The sequence below is a fragment of the Pseudothermotoga sp. genome, assembly GCA_025060105.1.
Taxonomy (GTDB): Bacteria; Thermotogota; Thermotogae; order Thermotogales; family DSM-5069; genus Pseudothermotoga_A.
This window is the reverse complement of record JANXCS010000002.1, coordinates 269393-284648: the sequence shown is the minus strand read 5'-3', so window position 1 is coordinate 284648 and position 15256 is coordinate 269393. Positions and strand designations below refer to the sequence as shown.

The window sequence follows — 15256 nt, the reverse complement described above, 5'->3', positions numbered from 1 at the left end:
TGATGAAGGCTATGTATCCAGGCTCATTTGATCCAATCACTTATGGTCATTTGGATGTCATACACAGGGCTTTGAAGATATTCGATGAACTATGGGTCGTTGTCATGATCAATCCGAAGAAAAAAGCGCTTCTGCCCCTCGACAAAAGACTCGAATTGATAAAAGAGCTTCTAAAGGACGAGCCGAGAGTGCATGTTGATAGCCACAGAGGTTTGCTCGTCGATTATGCCAAAAGTAAGAATATCAAAACCATTGTACGAGGCTTGAGGGCTGTGACAGATTTCCAATACGAATTGGAAATGGCCATTGCAAACAAGCATCTGTGGCCAGAATTGGAGACAGTTTTCTTGATGACTGATGAGAAGTTTTCGTTCTTATCATCTGGATTGGTCAGGGAAGTAGCATCCATGGGAGGAGACGTGAGCAATTGGGTTCCATCGAATGTTTTGGATGTTTTGAAAGAGATGTACGGGAAAGGTATGCTATAATATCGCACGGTTTCTTGATAAATTTAATCTGAGGAGGTTCGAAGGATGGAAGTCAAGGCTGATATGGTGAAGAAGCTCAGAGAAATGACAGGTGCTGGTGTAATGGAGTGCAAAACAGCTTTGAGCGAAGCGAATGGTGATTTTGAAAAAGCAGTTGAAATACTAAGAAAGCGAGGAACAACTGTCGCTCAAAAGAAAGCATCTCGAGCCACTAAAGAAGGCATCGTAACCGCATACGTACACTTCAATGACAAAATAGGTGTACTCCTGGAACTCGGATGTGAAACAGACTTTGTGGCCCGAATGCCTGAATTCAAGGAACTTGCGTACAATCTAGCCAAACAGGTGGCAGCAATGAACCCGAGGTACGTTTCAAGGGAAGATGTGCCACAGGAGGTCATAGAGAAAGAGAAAGAAATTTACTTGGCGCAACTCAAAGATACTAACAAACCACCGCAAGTAATAGATAAAATTGTCCAAGGTAAGCTGGAGAAGTTTTTTGAAGATGTTTGTTTATACGATCAAAAGTATATATTCGATGATACGAAAACTGTGAAACAAATCATTGAAGAAGCTATCGCTAAAATTAGGGAAAACATCAGAGTTACCAGGTTCGTCAGGATGCAGGTAGGAGAAGAGTGAAGTTGAGAATCTCATAATACCCCGGCTGGGCCGGGGTTGTTTTCCGATTATGGTGGTTAGAAAGTTTTCTTGAAATCCCCGGAGTTTATTGATTGAATTAGGGCACACTTGACATAGGTTTCGTTGTAAAAGTACTGGTCTAGGTACCTCTCTAGAAATACCATGGGTAGTGTGTCTTCGGGAGCTCTCGGTATTAAACCACTGTCATCGCTTACTTTTATTAGGGTATCACAGACCCCTGCAAGGGTTGCAAAGACGTCGTTTTTGACACGTTCGAATCTATCTTTCTCGATCACAGTTTCAATGCGTACTAAACCTCTCAATCCTGGTGTGCTAGATAGCTTCAAGTAAGTCATGATTTTCAAATATTCTGTATCATGGCCGAGTTCTACCGCAATACATTTTGATCTTTGTCCTTTCTTCATTGAACTGAAGACCTTGAATTTATCACGGTCCACATAGGCTTTATGTATATTCTTCACCAAACCTATAGGGCCGTGTTCAACGAGGAAGGTTGGTGTCGCAAAATCTATCGCACCATCCTTGATAACGAGGGCATCTGGAAGGAATTTCTCCACGATTTTCTTCTCTATCCCTTGCATGTACAAATCGGTAGCATCCTTCGCATTGAGACCAACGGCCACATCGCAAACCAAGTTACCGATCATGACACGCTGATCGGATGACAAACCCCACAAGTTCGCTATGAATTCTGGCATACCGAGCACCAAATTTACCATGGGTGGATTATCTGGGGAAAACAATGGTACACAACGATCTTTCTCCAGCAAAACGGCACCAGTGACAACTTGTGAGAGCAAAATCACACACCCTTCCACTTCTATGGAAGCGTATCTTCTTCGCCTACTATCCACAAAGATCACTTTCTTTGGACATTGAGCTGTGATCAGATCTTCCTCAACTGGCCAAGAGGAAGGTACATACTCTATGTCCACAGGAAGCATTTCTTCTCGGTGTGATATAACTGTGATTCTCGCACTGGCATTTCGAATCATTCCAGCAAGATCTATCACAGAAAGACCTCCCTAGTAATCTTACCGTCCAACGAAATCAACGAAATCTTTATTGAATCACCAATTTCAAGAAGCACAAAACTAGGGTCAGTATGAAGCTTTGGTAAAGATAAACTTCCAGGGTTTATAACCAACTTCAGACCGAATTGGTCGAACCTCGGGACGTGTGAGTGTCCATAGAATAAAATTTGAGCTCTGTAATTTTCTAGAAAGCGAAGTGCATGCTGTTCATCAACGAAAAATTCCCCATGCGTTAGAACAGAATCAATGCCCCCAAAGCTCAATAGCAGCACTTTCGGTGCTTCCGATATGCCAAGGACGAGTAAATCGACATCTGCGTCGCAATTACCACGAACTAAGAAAAGATTCTCATGTTTCAACTCCTCCGCCAGTTTTGATGGATCGTAACCTTCCGGTAATGGGTTCCTTGGGCCATGATACAACACATCACCAAGATGATAAATCTCATCAACGCTTCCTACCAAGGCTTTTAACTTTTTCCAGCTTGTCAGTGAACCGTGAGTATCGGACACTATCAATATCCTTCTCAAATTCATTTCCTCCTCAATCTCATCGAACCTAGGACGATACACACCACGAATGAGATCAGTATGTATGAGAGAACCAATTTAACATCACTGCTGGGATTCATAGAAAATAGTTGTTTCTTTCTCAGTGCGTAGTTGATCAAGAATAAGGGGTAATTTCGTGCAATGCCTTGCAAAAGAAGGGGCATTGATGAAACGGGTACAACACTACCGCTGAAGTAAAAACTTATTGCAGCGACTGCAACACTCAAAAGTGCTGAGATTTGGGTATTTGGAGAAACTGCTGATAGAATTATTCCAAGGCATGCGTGGAATAAAGCATTGAGCACTATCAAATTGAGTGTGGTTGTCAGATCAAAAGGTATGTTCAAGAAAACAAACGCTAAAAAAGCAAGGAGGGAGATGATAGAACCTATAGTAGTGTATGTCAAAATCTTCGAAACCGTGTATGTGAAGCTGTTCACATTCATTGTGATATAGATTTCTGTTAATCGTGACTGCTCATCTAACTGAAAAGTGTTTGAGACTATGGCAAGTAAAACACACGCAGTTGAGAGAAAAACACCGATCGGCACAAGGATCGAAAGGAAACTTAAAGCTTCTTCTTTGTCAAGTACAGAAAGTTTTGGCGATGGATAACCTGGGGATGTGAATAGAAACCTGATAACTTGTGGATCGAAAAAAGGACTACCGTTCAAATCCTCAAGCAAAGAACGAAAGGTTCTATACATGATGGTAGAAACTTGTAAATCAACCGGGCTGGGGATAAAAATCAATTCAGTTTGCTGTCCCGCATAGAGTTTCTTAGAGAACTCTTTTGGTATCACGATAATCGCTTGTAGTTCACCATTCAACAGTTTTTGCTCGTAATTTGTGGACACATAGCTCACATTGCCGCCTTTGAACATAGACATGACAACACCCACTGTAAGGCGAGACAAAGGATCTGTATCGAGATTCAATATACCTATCCTTGCTTGGAGGAAACTGAAGCTGGAGAACAAAATGACAGCTACGGCTACAACAGCGAGTGGTATAGAAAGGATCAAAGTCAACATGTAAGGATTTTTCAGAGTTCTTTTCATCTCAACGAGAAACAAGTTAAATAGCATTTTGTTTTTTCCTCCTCTCGAATGTTTCAACGATGAAGTTGTGAATCGTCAGCTCATCTGCTTCACCGTTCACGAGAACGAATCTATCGGGTTCTTCTTCAATCAAATCCAGATAGGCCTTCCTAACCTTCCTAAAGAACTCCTTTCCTTCCTCCTCGATTCTATCGAGTTGTTTTTTTCGTGATAGAGCCGATTCAACTGGTATATCTATGTAGAATGTTAAATTTGGTTTCAAGCCGTCCGTCACGAAATTGTTCAACTCTTTCACAATGTTTACGCCTAAGCCACGGGCGAAACCTTGATATGCAACGCTTGAGTCAGCGAATCTATCAGCAACAACTAACTTTCCCTGAGCTAAGGCGGGTTTTATAATCGTCTCAACTAATTGAGCTCTGCTTGCGAGAAACAACAGCAACTCGGCTTTCGCGGTCAACGTTCGGTCAACCAGTAATATGTTTCTGATCTGTTCACCGAATGGTGTGCCACCCGGTTCTCTCACGTATATGAAATCCACGCCTTTCTTCCGAAGATAATCTGTGAACAGCTGAACTTGTGTTCCTTTACCACTCCCATCGATACCTTCGAAACTGATAAACACAGCACTCACCTCAGCGAATGATGTCGAAGTCCCTGTATCCTTCAATCGGGACTTCTTCTACTTGAACGTCGGTTACGATCGCCATCGTAGGGCCTCTACTTACTTCCGAAAGGAACTGCTCGAGCATTCGTTCATCTCCTTCGGCGTGTATTTCAACGGTACCATCCTCGGCGTTCCTCACATAACCTGTTATCCTGAGTTTTTTGGCTATTCTGTGCGTGAAGTATCTGAAGCCAACCCCCTGAACATGACCAAAAATTTTTATGAATACGGCTTTCAAGTTTTCACCTCTTTTTTCCACCAGGGTTTCAAATTATGTTACAGATATTTCTCTACATGATGGGAACGGAAGTGTCCAGTTGGATGTTATAATCCTAAAAAACATCATACCAAAAGGAGGTGTCCCATTTGAAGTATGAAGAAGCTCTCACGTTTGACGATGTGCTTTTGGTGCCACAATATAGCGAAGTCTTACCATCGGAAGTAAACGTCAGAACTAGGCTTGTGGCAGATATTTGGATCAATATACCTCTCGTCAGTGCTGCGATGGACACCGTTACGGAAGCCGCTTTGGCAAAAGCCTTGGCCCGGGAAGGCGGTGTCGGTGTCATACACAGAAACATGTCCATTGAAGAACAGGCGTACCAAGTCAGCTTGGTGAAAAGAGCAGAGAACGGTGTGATATATGATCCTATAACTATAAGACCGGATGAGACAGTAGAGCAAGCTTTAAAGCTAATGTCGATGTATAAAATAGGCGGCTTGCCTGTGGTCAACGAGGATATGAAGTTACTTGGTTTAATCACGAACAGAGACATCAGGTTCGAAACGAACCTCTCAAAATCGGTTAGTGAGCTCATGACTCCACGTTCTAAATTGATTGTGGCAAAGCCGAACATTACTCTAGAGGAAGCCAAGCATATTTTGCACAAATACAGGATCGAGAAACTGCCTTTAGTTGACGATAACGATAAATTAGTTGGAATCATAACGATCAAGGATATAATGAGTGTCATCGAACATCCGTTTGCGTCACGGGATACCAAGGGGAGGTTGGTCGTTGGAGCAGCTGTTGGAACCGGGGAAGACGTTTTCAAAAGAGTGCAAGCACTCAAAGATGCACAAGTTGACTTCGTAGTTGTTGATACCGCCCATGGTCATTCTAAACGAGTTATTGAAACTGTGAAGAAACTGAAGCAAAATTTTCCAGGTTTGCCAATCATAGCGGGCAATGTTGCTACAGCTGAAGGTGTGAAGGCCTTGATCGAGGCCGGTGCCGACGGGGTGAAAGTGGGGGTTGGACCTGGTTCGATTTGCACTACTCGTGTTGTTGCTGGTGTCGGAGTTCCCCAGTTCACAGCCATTGTTGAGTGCTCAAAAGTAGCTAGTGAGCATGGCATCACACTCATAGCTGATGGAGGAATCAGATATTCAGGAGATATAGTCAAAGCACTTGCTGCGGGGGCAGACTCTGTGATGATAGGTAGCATTTTTGCTGGGACGGAAGAGGCGCCTGGTGAAACAATTCTGTATCAAGGACGAAAATATAAAGCTTACCGCGGCATGGGTAGCGAATCAGCCATGAAAAGAGGGAGTGCAGATAGATATTTTCAGAGCGAGAATTCTAAGCTTGTACCAGAGGGTGTTGAAGGAATGGTTCCTTATAAAGGAACAATTAAGGATGTTGTTCATCAACTTGTCGGGGGTCTTAAGGCTGGTATGGGATACGTTGGCGCAAGAGACTTGCAAGAACTCAGACAAAAAGCAAAATTCATAAAGGTGACTCTGGCTGGATTAAGAGAGAGTCACCCACACGACATAATAATTACCAGGGAGGCTTCGAACTATTGGACATCCTCACCAAGAGAGTGAGAGCTATTCTTTTCTTATTAGCTGCGTTAGATCTCCAACGAGCATGAACAGTTCGTCTATGTTCTTGAGAAAGCCTAATCTATTGCGTCTTATGTCTTCTTGATCGACCATGACGAACACTTCGTCAAAATACTTGTCTATATAGGGTTTCAAAGATGAAAGATGTTTTATTGCATCTTCATAATCAAGCTTGGTTAAGCTTTCTTCCACTTTGGTTTTCAAAATGACAAACTGGTTCAGCAAATCTATTTCTGCTTGTTTTTCAAACAACGCTCCATCAAAGTGTTTGTCAAGATGATTCTTAGTTATGTTATGTACTCTTTCGAATCCTACAGCAATGTTGTTGAAATCTTCGCCATTGCGAGCTTTGGTCAAAGCTTGTGCAGACAAATATCCACGAAGTGGTCTTCTCCACAGGTGGTTAACGGCACGGGCGATGTCGAAGGAGAAATTCTTAGATAACAAAAAGGCGTAAAAACGAGCGTTCATGAAATCAAAAAGCTTCACTTCATCGAGTCCAATATTTAATAGCTCTTTAGCTTTCAATAGAAAATCAGCGAGATCAATATCCCAGTTGAAATGCACAATTGACCAGTAAACTGTATCAGCTTTGGTGCGCAAGCCGTAAGGATCCTTTGAGCCAGTAGGAATGTTGCCTAGGGCAATGTTACCAACTATAGTATCTACCCTATCACATATACCGATCAATGCTCCAAGTTCAGTCTTAGGTTCCTGAGAATACTGATCTTCAAGAGCTAGTGCAACGAGTTCATCTTCTCTATCCAAAGTGGCATAGACTCTACCCATGATACCTTGAAGCTCGGGAAATTCGTATACCACATGGGTTGCAGTATCTGCCTTGCTCAAGTAGGCCGCGCGTAAAGCTTTACTCATAATAGAATTTGCCGAAATTTTTTCCACCAGATATCGAGTGAGTGTGAGTATCCTTTGAACTTTGTCATAGAGTGTTCCTAGTTCTCTTTGAAAAACTATACCACGCAATTTTTCGTTGAAATCTTCAAGCTTGCGTTTTCTATCCATTTCAAAGTAATACCGTGCATCCTCAAGACGCGCATTCACAACATTTTCATAACCCTTTGTTATGATGGTCGAATCATCTTTTGGTCTATCTATGAACGCGACGAAATGGCACGTTAGACGATCGTCTCTGGTCGTCGAGAAAGCGCTGAGATGGTGTTTGACCGTTACTGTAATGAGTTCTCTCGGGAGCTTCAGATACTTCTCATCGAACTTTCCAACTATGGCTTGTGGCCATTCGGTGATCTTGCATATTTCCTCAATAAGTGATGAATCTTTTTCACAAACAATAAGATATTCTTTCTCCATCTGATCCAATTGTTCAAGAATCATTTTTCTTCTTGTCTCTTCATCAACAGCTACAAAGTTTTCCTTAAGAATTCGGACGTAATCATTTGGGTGGTTTATACTGATCCGTTTTCCCAAATATGGATGAGACATGGTGAATCTATCTGATTTTTTGTCGAAGAGCTCCAGTGGTATGATTTCATTGTTGAAAAGAGCCAAGACCCATTTCACAGGTCTGACAAATTCGTATCTCCCATCACCCCAACGCATTGGTTTCGAAAACTTGAGGCTAGTAATAACCCTAGTCAACACTTCTGGTAGAATTTCACGAACATCCTTGCCTTTCAAAATTTTTCTGACGTAAACATAACCATCTTTGAGAAATAAATCCTCAAAGTTTGCACCACACGATGATAGAAACCCAAGCAACGCTTTGGTAGGTTGTCCATCAGAAAAAGCCACTTTTTCCGATGGGCCACGTCTTTCCAATGTAACGTCTTCTTGTGTGTTTGCCACACCCTTTAAAAGAATGGCTATTCTGCGGTTCGTCACAAACGTGTCGAAAGAATCGAAAGGAATTCGGGCTTCACGGAACAAATTGGGTATCAATTCTTTGAGCTGATCTTTTATGGAATTCATTTCGCTCGCTGGTAAATCTTCGACACCGACTTCAAACAAGACGCAGTTCATCATTCAAATTCCCTCCCCTGAAGGCTTCAGCACAGCGCTTTGCCATAGACCTTATGGATTTTATGAATTCCTGTCTCTGCGTCACACTGAACGCGTTTCTTGCATCTAGAAGATTGAATATATGCGAACATTTTGCCATGTAATCATAGGCAACCAAGTAACAACCTTCTTTTATCTGAGACTCGAATTCGGATGCAAAGATATCGTAGAGAGTGAACAGTTTCTCCACGCTTGCTGTCTCAAAGTTGTGTTTTGAAAATTGTTTCTCGTTTTCTTTGTAAAGTTCACCATAGCTTATTTTCTCGTTCCACATCACGTCGAAAATGTTGTTTTTACCTTGTAGATACATCGCAATTCTTTCCAAACCGTAGGTAATTTCAAGCGGTATCGATCTGAGAGGAATTCCACCTATTTGTTGAAAGTAAGTAAATTGCGTGATTTCCATTCCGTCAAGCCAGACTTCCCATCCAACACCCCAGGCACCGAGTGTTGGTGATTCCCAGTTGTCTTCTATGAACCGCACGTCGTGTTTTTTGAGATTTATACCTAGTGCTACCAGTGAATCTAAATAAACTTTCTGTGAGTTTTCTGGGGAAGGCTTAATGATCACCTGATACTGAAAGTATCGTTGCAACCTGTTTGGATTTTCTCCGTATCTTCCGTCAGTTGGACGACGACTTGGTTGAACGAACGCAACTTTCCATTCGCTTTCTCGCAAGCATCCGAAGAAAGTTGAAGGATGAAATGTTCCAGCACCAACTTCCAAGTCGTAAGGTTGATCGATCATACAGCCGAGCGAGGACCAATATTCGTTCAACTTAGCGATCACATCTTGCAGGTACAAAATTTCACCTCCACTGCACTGATTATAAGCGAGTGTGTGGTAAAATTATCACGCGAAAAATTGATAAGGGGGCAAAGTGTATGATACTGAGAGTTAACCTCACAACAAAGAAAATCTCGAAAGATCCTATCAGTGAGAAAGTACTAGAACAGTTCATAGGTGGTCGTGGACTCGCTGCAAAAATTTTGTGGGATGAAGTGAGGGGAGTGGACCCCCTATCAGCAGAGAACAAGCTTGTGGTGGCGGCAGGCCCTTTCAATGGTCTTAGGACACCGAGCGGTGGAAAACTAGTGCTAGCCGCGAAGAGTCCACTCACCGGTGGTTACGGTGATGGCAATATTGGGACGATGGCTTCGGTATATTTGAGAAAAGCCGGTTACATGGCTATCGTCATCGAAGGAGCTGCAGATAAACCTGTCTATCTTTATATTGATGACGATGACGTTCACATAATGAGTGCTGAAGGGCTATGGGGGCTCTCAACATTCGAAACTGAAAAACGTTTGAAACAGGTACATGGTAATGTCGGTGTTCTAAGCATTGGCCCTGCCGGAGAAAATCTAGTTAGGTATGCTGTCGTAATATCTCAAGAAGGCAGGGCAGGTGGAAGACCAGGTATAGGAGCAGTTATGGGAAGTAAAAAGTTGAAAGCTATAGTGGTCAAGGGTACCAAGGATGTGGAAGTAAAAGATAAAGAAAGCTTTGAAAAATATACGCGTGAAGTTTTCAAATTAATACCAACTTTGCCAGCGTATAGTTTTTGGATACGTCAAGGAACTATGGCGACTGTGGAATGGGCAAACAAAAATAGAGCACTTCCAACAAGGAACTTTTCCCAAGTGAAATTCGAATATGCTAGGACTGTCGACGGTTACGCGATGGAAGCAATGAAAATCTCAAGAAGAGGTTGTCCTAACTGCAATATGATTTGTGGAAATGTGGTGCTCGATATCGAGGGAAAAGAAAGCGAAGTTGACTATGAAAACGTAGGTATGCTCGGTCCAAACACTGGTATAGCTTTCTTGAATCGAGTCGCACATCTCAATAGGTTAGCAGATGAATTTGGTATGGATACCATCTCGTTGGGTGCTGTCTTAGGATTCGCTATGGAAGCAGTTGAGCGCGGTGTACTGAAAGAAGGACCAAAATTTGGTGATTATGAAGGTGCTCTAGAGCTTATCAAAAAGATTGCATTTAAGCAAGGTGAGCTAGGTGCTCTTTTGGCTGAAGGCGTAAAGAGAGCTTCCGATCGGTTAGGGCTCGAGGAAATAGCTATGCACGTCAAAGGGCTCGAAGTTTCAGCTTACAATTGTTATATTTATCCAGCTATGGCGCTAGCCTATGGAACTTGTGCGATTGGAGCGCATCATAAAGAAGCATGGGTGATCGCTTGGGAAATCGGTTCCACTCCAATGGAAGAGTCAAAGAGCAAGGAGTACGTTGTTGATTACTCATTGGATAAAGCTGCTAAAGTTGTTGAACAACAAAGGATCAGAGGCGGTATGTTCGAAATGTTAACGGCGTGCAGATTACCATGGGTAGAACTTGGTTTGGATCTTGAGTGGTATGCGAAGATTCTCAGCAGCATTGTAGGGAAAAATTATACACTGGATGATATCTATCTAGCAGCTGATAGAGTTTATTCACTAATAAGAAGCTATTGGGTGAGAGAGTTCCAAGGTAATTGGAACAGAACGATGGATTATCCACCCAGGCGTTGGTTTGAAGATGGTGTGAATGGGCAACACTTGGATCGCGATCGTTACGACGATCTTTTGTCTGAATACTATAGAATTCGAGGCTGGGATGAGAGAGGTATACCCACTGTTGATACTCTAAAGAAACTTGATTTAGAATTCGTATTGAGCGAACTCGGTTCCATATTGAAGTGATTCGCAACGGTTAGATAACGAACATTTAATAGTAGGCACGTCACATTTGTAGTATTTTAATCAATGCGGTTGCTCATTGACAAAGATACGTATCGTCGCGTATAATTTACAGGGCCACGGGCCAGCGTAGCTCAACCGGCAGAGCGGCTGACTTGTAATCAGCAGGTTGGGGGTTCGAGTCCCTTCGCTGGCTCCAGGCCAATGGGGTGGTGAGGTGCCCGAGAGGCCTAAGGGGGCGGACTGTAAATCCGCTGGCGGATTGCCTTCGGAGGTTCGAATCCTCCCCTCACCACCATTTCGTATTCTGATCGAAAGAGGTGAAATTTATGAGAGTTAAAATAGCTCTGAAGTGTTCTGTTTGTGGAAACAAGAATTATTATACAGAGAAAAACAATACAAAGAAAACTAAACTGAGCCTGAGAAAGTATTGCCCAAATTGTAACAAGCATACAGAGCACGTTGAAACTAAATAGGAGCAGGGCCGTAGCTCAATTGGTAGAGCGCCGGTCTCCAAAATCGGCGGTTGCAGGTTCGAGACCTGCCGGCCCTGCCAATTTTTATGTTACACGGAGGGATATTTATGGAGAGAATAAGGAAGTTCTTTAGAGAAGTTTTTGGGGAAGCGAAGAAGACCCATTGGCCCAATAGGAAAGAATTGTTGGTATCGACCTCTGTTGTGATATTCATTCTGGTAGTCATGGGGGTATATTTCTTTCTGCTCGATTTGGTTCTCTCGGGTGGTATAAGAGCTATATTGCGCGCGCTCGGTATTGGGTGATTCGTGAATGAGGAAGAAGTGGTACATTCTAAGGACGATGGCAGGTCAAGAGGAAAGTGCAAAGGAAAATTTGGAAACTAAAATAAGGTCTGCTGGTTACGAAAGGTTCTTTGGCAGAATTGTTATTCCTGAGGAAACGATCATAGACGCAACGGGAAAATCTCTAAAAAGGCTCTCGGTATCGCCGAACGCCAAATTGCATGTTAAGACTGGTTCTGATGTTAAAAAAGGTGATCTGATTGCTGAGGAACCAGCTGTACATGTGAGGCACAGCGGCACAATAGTAACAACGAAGAATTACAGGAGGATAACTATAGAAACGATCGATAAAAAGTATTCTAAGACTTACCTCATCCCAGAAGGTTCAAAACTTGTAAATGGTATCAAAGTAGGTGCGAGAATAAGGCAAGGAATGCCTTTAACAAAAGATGGAGAGTATATTTGCGAGATAGATGGCAAAATCATTGAGAATGAGCGTGTCAAGCGTGTAGAAGTGCAGTTGGAAAATGGAGAGATTGATGTTTATCATATTCCATATGAGCTTTATGATCCGAGCAGAATATATAAAGGTAAGCAAGTGAGGAACGGAGAGTTACTTGCCGAAGGGAGAAAGGTACATTCTCCAGTGAATGGTCGTGTGGAGGTAGTCGATCTGGGTACGAGGAAGGAAATAAGAATAGCAAGGACTCAAAAAAGGAGGATGTTTCCAGGATATATATTTGCCGAGATGATGATGAACGACGATACCTGGCAGTTTGCTAGAACCGTCCCTGGGGTGATAGATTTTGTCGCCTCTGGTGGTCAACCTTTGGAACTTAAACCGAAAGAAGCTAGAGCTATCTTGAGACTCGCAGGTATTGAAACGTATGAAGAAAAAACAAAACCAGTTCGTGTCGAGATGGACATAAAAGTTGGAGATGTCGTGAAAATAACCACAGGACCATTTGAAGATTTTGCAGGTGTCGTGAAAGAAATAGATCCTGTCAAGCAGGAACTCAAAGTTGCTGTGACGATATTTGGAAGAGAAACCCCTGTAACAGTTAAGGTGTCTGAGGTGGAGAAAATCCAATGAGTGGGAGGGAGCTGATCCCATTTAACCACGGAGGAGGGAAACGCGATGGCTAAAAAGGTTGTAGCGCAGGTGAGACTGCAGTTACCTGCTGGGAAAGCAACTCCTGCACCTCCTGTTGGGCCTGCGCTGGGTCAACGCGGGATCAACATAATGGAATTCTGCAAGAGATTCAACGCAGAAACTGCGGATAAAGCAGGGATGATACTACCAGTCATAGTAACGGTCTATGAAGATCGGTCATTTAGCTTTGTTGTAAAAACACCTCCAGCATCCTTTTTGTTAAAGAAAGCTGCGAACATCGAAACAGGATCTGGTGAACCGAAAAGGAAGATCGTGGGTAAGGTAACGAGGAAGCAAATAGAGGAAATTGCTAAACTCAAGATGCCGGATTTAACAGCGAATGATCTCAAAGCCGCTGTGAAGATCATCGAAGGTACAGCGAAGAGTATGGGTATAGAGATTGTTGACTAAACATTTGAAAAGGAGGAGGCTTATGCCGAGACACTCCAAAAGGTACTTAGAGATCAGACAAAGAGTGGATAGAACAAAGTTTTACAGTATTGATGAGGCCATAGACCTTGTGAAGAAGAACGCGACAGCAAAATTTGATGAGACAATGGAATTACACCTTGCAACAAACATAGACCCCAAACGCCCTGAACAGCAAATCAGAGGTACTGTGATCTTACCACATGGCACAGGAAGAACAGTGAGAGTTTTGGTTTTTGCAAAGGGTGATAAAGCTGAGGAAGCCAAGAAAGCGGGAGCAGATGTAGTTGGAGGAGATGAGTTGGTCGAGAAAATCCTAAACGAGGGATTCACAGATTTCGATGTGGCCATAGCAACTCCAGATATGATGAAATCTGTAGGAAAGCTTGGAAAAATTTTAGGTCCTCGTGGGTTGATGCCTTCACCGAAATCCGGTACAGTAACTGATGATGTAGTATCTACTGTAAGAGAGTTCAAAATGGGAAGAGTCGAAGTGAGAAGTGACAAAACTGGTTCAGTCCACTTACCAATAGGAAAGTGTTCCTTCGACGCCCAAAAGCTCAAAGAGAACCTGATATCAGCTTATAAACAAATTGTGAGCATGAGACCAGGAGGCATCAAAGGTCAATTCATCAGAAAGGCTGTATTGACATCCACAATGGGAGTTGGTGTGAAACTTAATCTTTCTGAGCTGGAAGCGGCAAAAATTTAATACTGAACCAATCGTACGCTTCGCCGAAGAAAGTAGGTATCCTAAAGGGATGGTTCCCCGCCTACCGAGGCGAACAAGAAAGATGCTGCTTTGGTTGAGCGGGGTCTCTTGTAGAAGAGACCTTTTTTGTTGAAAGGAGGTGTTGTTGTTGATAACGAAAGAGAAGAAGCAACAAATTCTGGAGAATTTGATGCAGATTTTTCCAAGGGCGAATCTGTTGGTGTTTGTGAATTTCTTTGGGTTGGATGTTGCAACGCTCAGAGAATTGCGTAAAAGAATAGCTTCGAAATATGGAAAGGATGCCAAATTGACGGTTGTAAAAAATACGCTTGCTTCAATAACACTCGCTAAAGTTGGGTACAGTAAAGCAGATTACGAAAATTTCCTTAAAGGACCAACGGCTGTATTCTATGTCATGGCTGGCGATCCACTGGATGCTTTAAAGTTGCTAGTGAGTTTTGCGAAAGAGAAGAAACTTGAGAATTTCTTTAAAGGTGGTTTTCTAGAAGGAAAGGTGTTCAGCGCTGAACAGGTATCAGATTTGGCCAGCTTGCCTACCAAAAAAGAACTCTACGCGATGGTTGTTGGTAGGGTACAAGGACCTATCTACGGTCTTGTATTCACTTTGAACGGTGTACTCAGAAAACTTGTGTATGTCTTGAGTGCAATTGAGAACAAAAAGAAATCTGAGAGTACTGGAGGTGTGTAAAAATGACAGTGGAACAAATCGTTGAGGCGATCGAAAAATTGACGGTTGCAGAACTTGCACAACTAGTGAAGGCTCTGGAGGAAAAGTTTGGTGTCACGGCAGCAGCACCTGTAGCGGTAGCAGCCGTGGCAGCCCCAACGAGTGCTGCACCTGCTACGCAAGCAGCAGCCGAAGAAAAAACAGAATTCAGTGTGGTTCTTAAGAGTCACGGTGCGAATAAGATCAATGTAATCAAAGTTGTCAGGGAAATCACTGGCTTGGGACTCAAAGAAGCGAAAGATCTAGTTGAGAAAGCTGGTAGTCCCGATGCGATAGTCAAGAGTGGCATCCCAAAGAATGAAGCAGAGGAGATCAAGAAAAAACTGGAAGAAGCCGGCGCAGAGGTTATTTTGAAGTGATGTGAACAAATTTTCTCAGCTGCAAAAAGATTGTATCAAACCTATACCAGCC

At 42.8% G+C, this 15256-nt stretch carries 18 protein-coding genes and 3 tRNA genes; 14 read left to right on the top strand and 7 right to left on the bottom strand.

From position 1 onward, the window contains the following. Nucleotides 1–2: 2 nt before the first annotated feature. Nucleotides 3–488, top strand: coding sequence for a pantetheine-phosphate adenylyltransferase (coaD, locus tag NZ875_03210; protein MCS7174742.1), 486 nt, complete (start codon nt 3–5; stop codon nt 486–488). A gap of 45 nt (nt 489–533) precedes the next feature. After that, nucleotides 534–1130 carry a translation elongation factor Ts gene (tsf, locus tag NZ875_03205; protein MCS7174741.1) on the top strand — a complete coding sequence of 199 codons (597 nt, stop codon included), beginning with the start codon at nt 534–536 and terminating at the stop codon, nt 1128–1130. Between the two features lie 56 nt (nt 1131–1186). Here tsf and NZ875_03200 read toward each other — a convergent pair whose 3' ends face one another. Genes NZ875_03200 through NZ875_03180 form a run of 5 tightly spaced genes read right to left on the bottom strand, consistent with a single transcriptional unit; the run spans nt 1187 to nt 4702 of the window. Then, nucleotides 1187–2164, bottom strand: a complete 978-nt coding sequence (locus NZ875_03200; GenBank protein MCS7174740.1) for a hypothetical protein — start codon at nt 2162–2164, stop codon at nt 1187–1189. Beyond that, complete coding sequence (yfcE, locus tag NZ875_03195; GenBank protein ID MCS7174739.1) at nt 2161–2721, bottom strand: phosphodiesterase; 561 nt, start codon at nt 2719–2721, stop codon at nt 2161–2163. The genes NZ875_03200 and yfcE overlap by 4 nt, the downstream gene beginning before the upstream one ends. Then, the gene (locus tag NZ875_03190) at nt 2718–3824 is read right to left on the bottom strand and encodes an ABC transporter permease (GenBank protein ID MCS7174738.1); all 1107 of its coding nucleotides are present in this window, start codon (nt 3822–3824) and stop codon (nt 2718–2720) included. Before NZ875_03190 ends, yfcE begins: the two co-directional genes overlap by 4 nt. After that, nucleotides 3814–4422 (bottom strand): dTMP kinase, encoded by a 609-nt coding sequence (tmk, locus tag NZ875_03185; GenBank protein ID MCS7174737.1) that lies wholly within the window; start codon nt 4420–4422, stop codon nt 3814–3816. Before tmk ends, NZ875_03190 begins: the two co-directional genes overlap by 11 nt. 10 nt (nt 4423–4432) lie before the next feature. Further along, nucleotides 4433–4702: an acylphosphatase gene (locus NZ875_03180; GenBank protein MCS7174736.1), complete on the bottom strand. Its 270-nt coding sequence runs from the start codon at nt 4700–4702 to the stop codon at nt 4433–4435. 119 nt (nt 4703–4821) lie between these two features. On the opposite strand from NZ875_03180, the gene guaB reads away from it, so the two are divergent. Beyond that, nucleotides 4822–6294: an IMP dehydrogenase gene (gene guaB, locus NZ875_03175; protein MCS7174735.1), complete on the top strand. Its 1473-nt coding sequence runs from the start codon at nt 4822–4824 to the stop codon at nt 6292–6294. A 3-nt stretch (nt 6295–6297) separates the two neighbouring features. Here the strand turns inward: guaB and glyS are convergent, their stop codons facing one another. Together glyS and NZ875_03165 are read right to left on the bottom strand one after the other, a co-directional pair. Then, nucleotides 6298–8313, bottom strand: a complete 2016-nt coding sequence (gene glyS, locus NZ875_03170; GenBank protein MCS7174734.1) for a glycine--tRNA ligase subunit beta — start codon at nt 8311–8313, stop codon at nt 6298–6300. Beyond that, nucleotides 8291–9154, bottom strand: coding sequence for a glycine--tRNA ligase subunit alpha (locus NZ875_03165; protein MCS7174733.1), 864 nt, complete (start codon nt 9152–9154; stop codon nt 8291–8293). The genes glyS and NZ875_03165 overlap by 23 nt, the downstream gene beginning before the upstream one ends. A gap of 80 nt (nt 9155–9234) precedes the next feature. Here NZ875_03165 and NZ875_03160 point away from each other — a divergent pair, with 80 nt between their 5' ends. The 11 genes from NZ875_03160 to rplL all read left to right on the top strand — a co-directional run bounded on the left by NZ875_03160 (nt 9235) and on the right by rplL (nt 15204). Further along, complete coding sequence (locus NZ875_03160) at nt 9235–11046, top strand: aldehyde ferredoxin oxidoreductase family protein (protein MCS7174732.1); 1812 nt, start codon at nt 9235–9237, stop codon at nt 11044–11046. A 120-nt stretch (nt 11047–11166) separates the two neighbouring features. After that, a tRNA-Thr gene (locus NZ875_03155) sits at nt 11167–11242 on the top strand. A gap of 12 nt (nt 11243–11254) precedes the next feature. Further along, nucleotides 11255–11341, top strand: a tRNA-Tyr gene (locus NZ875_03150). A gap of 31 nt (nt 11342–11372) precedes the next feature. Continuing rightward, the gene (gene rpmG, locus NZ875_03145; GenBank protein MCS7174731.1) at nt 11373–11519 is read left to right on the top strand and encodes a 50S ribosomal protein L33; all 147 of its coding nucleotides are present in this window, start codon (nt 11373–11375) and stop codon (nt 11517–11519) included. A gap of 4 nt (nt 11520–11523) precedes the next feature. After that, a tRNA-Trp gene (locus NZ875_03140) sits at nt 11524–11599 on the top strand. A 27-nt stretch (nt 11600–11626) separates the two neighbouring features. After that, nucleotides 11627–11824: a preprotein translocase subunit SecE gene (secE, locus tag NZ875_03135; GenBank protein MCS7174730.1), complete on the top strand. Its 198-nt coding sequence runs from the start codon at nt 11627–11629 to the stop codon at nt 11822–11824. A 7-nt stretch (nt 11825–11831) separates the two neighbouring features. Then, on the top strand, nt 11832–12896 hold the full coding sequence (nusG, locus tag NZ875_03130) for a transcription termination/antitermination protein NusG (GenBank protein MCS7174729.1): 1065 nt from the start codon (nt 11832–11834) through the stop codon (nt 12894–12896). Nucleotides 12897–12941: 45 nt separating this feature from the next. Next, nucleotides 12942–13367 (top strand): 50S ribosomal protein L11, encoded by a 426-nt coding sequence (gene rplK, locus NZ875_03125; GenBank protein MCS7174728.1) that lies wholly within the window; start codon nt 12942–12944, stop codon nt 13365–13367. A 22-nt stretch (nt 13368–13389) separates the two neighbouring features. Continuing rightward, nucleotides 13390–14097, top strand: a complete 708-nt coding sequence (gene rplA, locus NZ875_03120; protein ID MCS7174727.1) for a 50S ribosomal protein L1 — start codon at nt 13390–13392, stop codon at nt 14095–14097. 148 nt (nt 14098–14245) lie between these two features. Beyond that, complete coding sequence (rplJ, locus tag NZ875_03115) at nt 14246–14806, top strand: 50S ribosomal protein L10 (protein MCS7174726.1); 561 nt, start codon at nt 14246–14248, stop codon at nt 14804–14806. A gap of 2 nt (nt 14807–14808) precedes the next feature. After that, nucleotides 14809–15204, top strand: coding sequence for a 50S ribosomal protein L7/L12 (gene rplL / locus NZ875_03110; protein MCS7174725.1), 396 nt, complete (start codon nt 14809–14811; stop codon nt 15202–15204). The last annotated feature ends 52 nt before the right edge of the window (nt 15205–15256 follow it).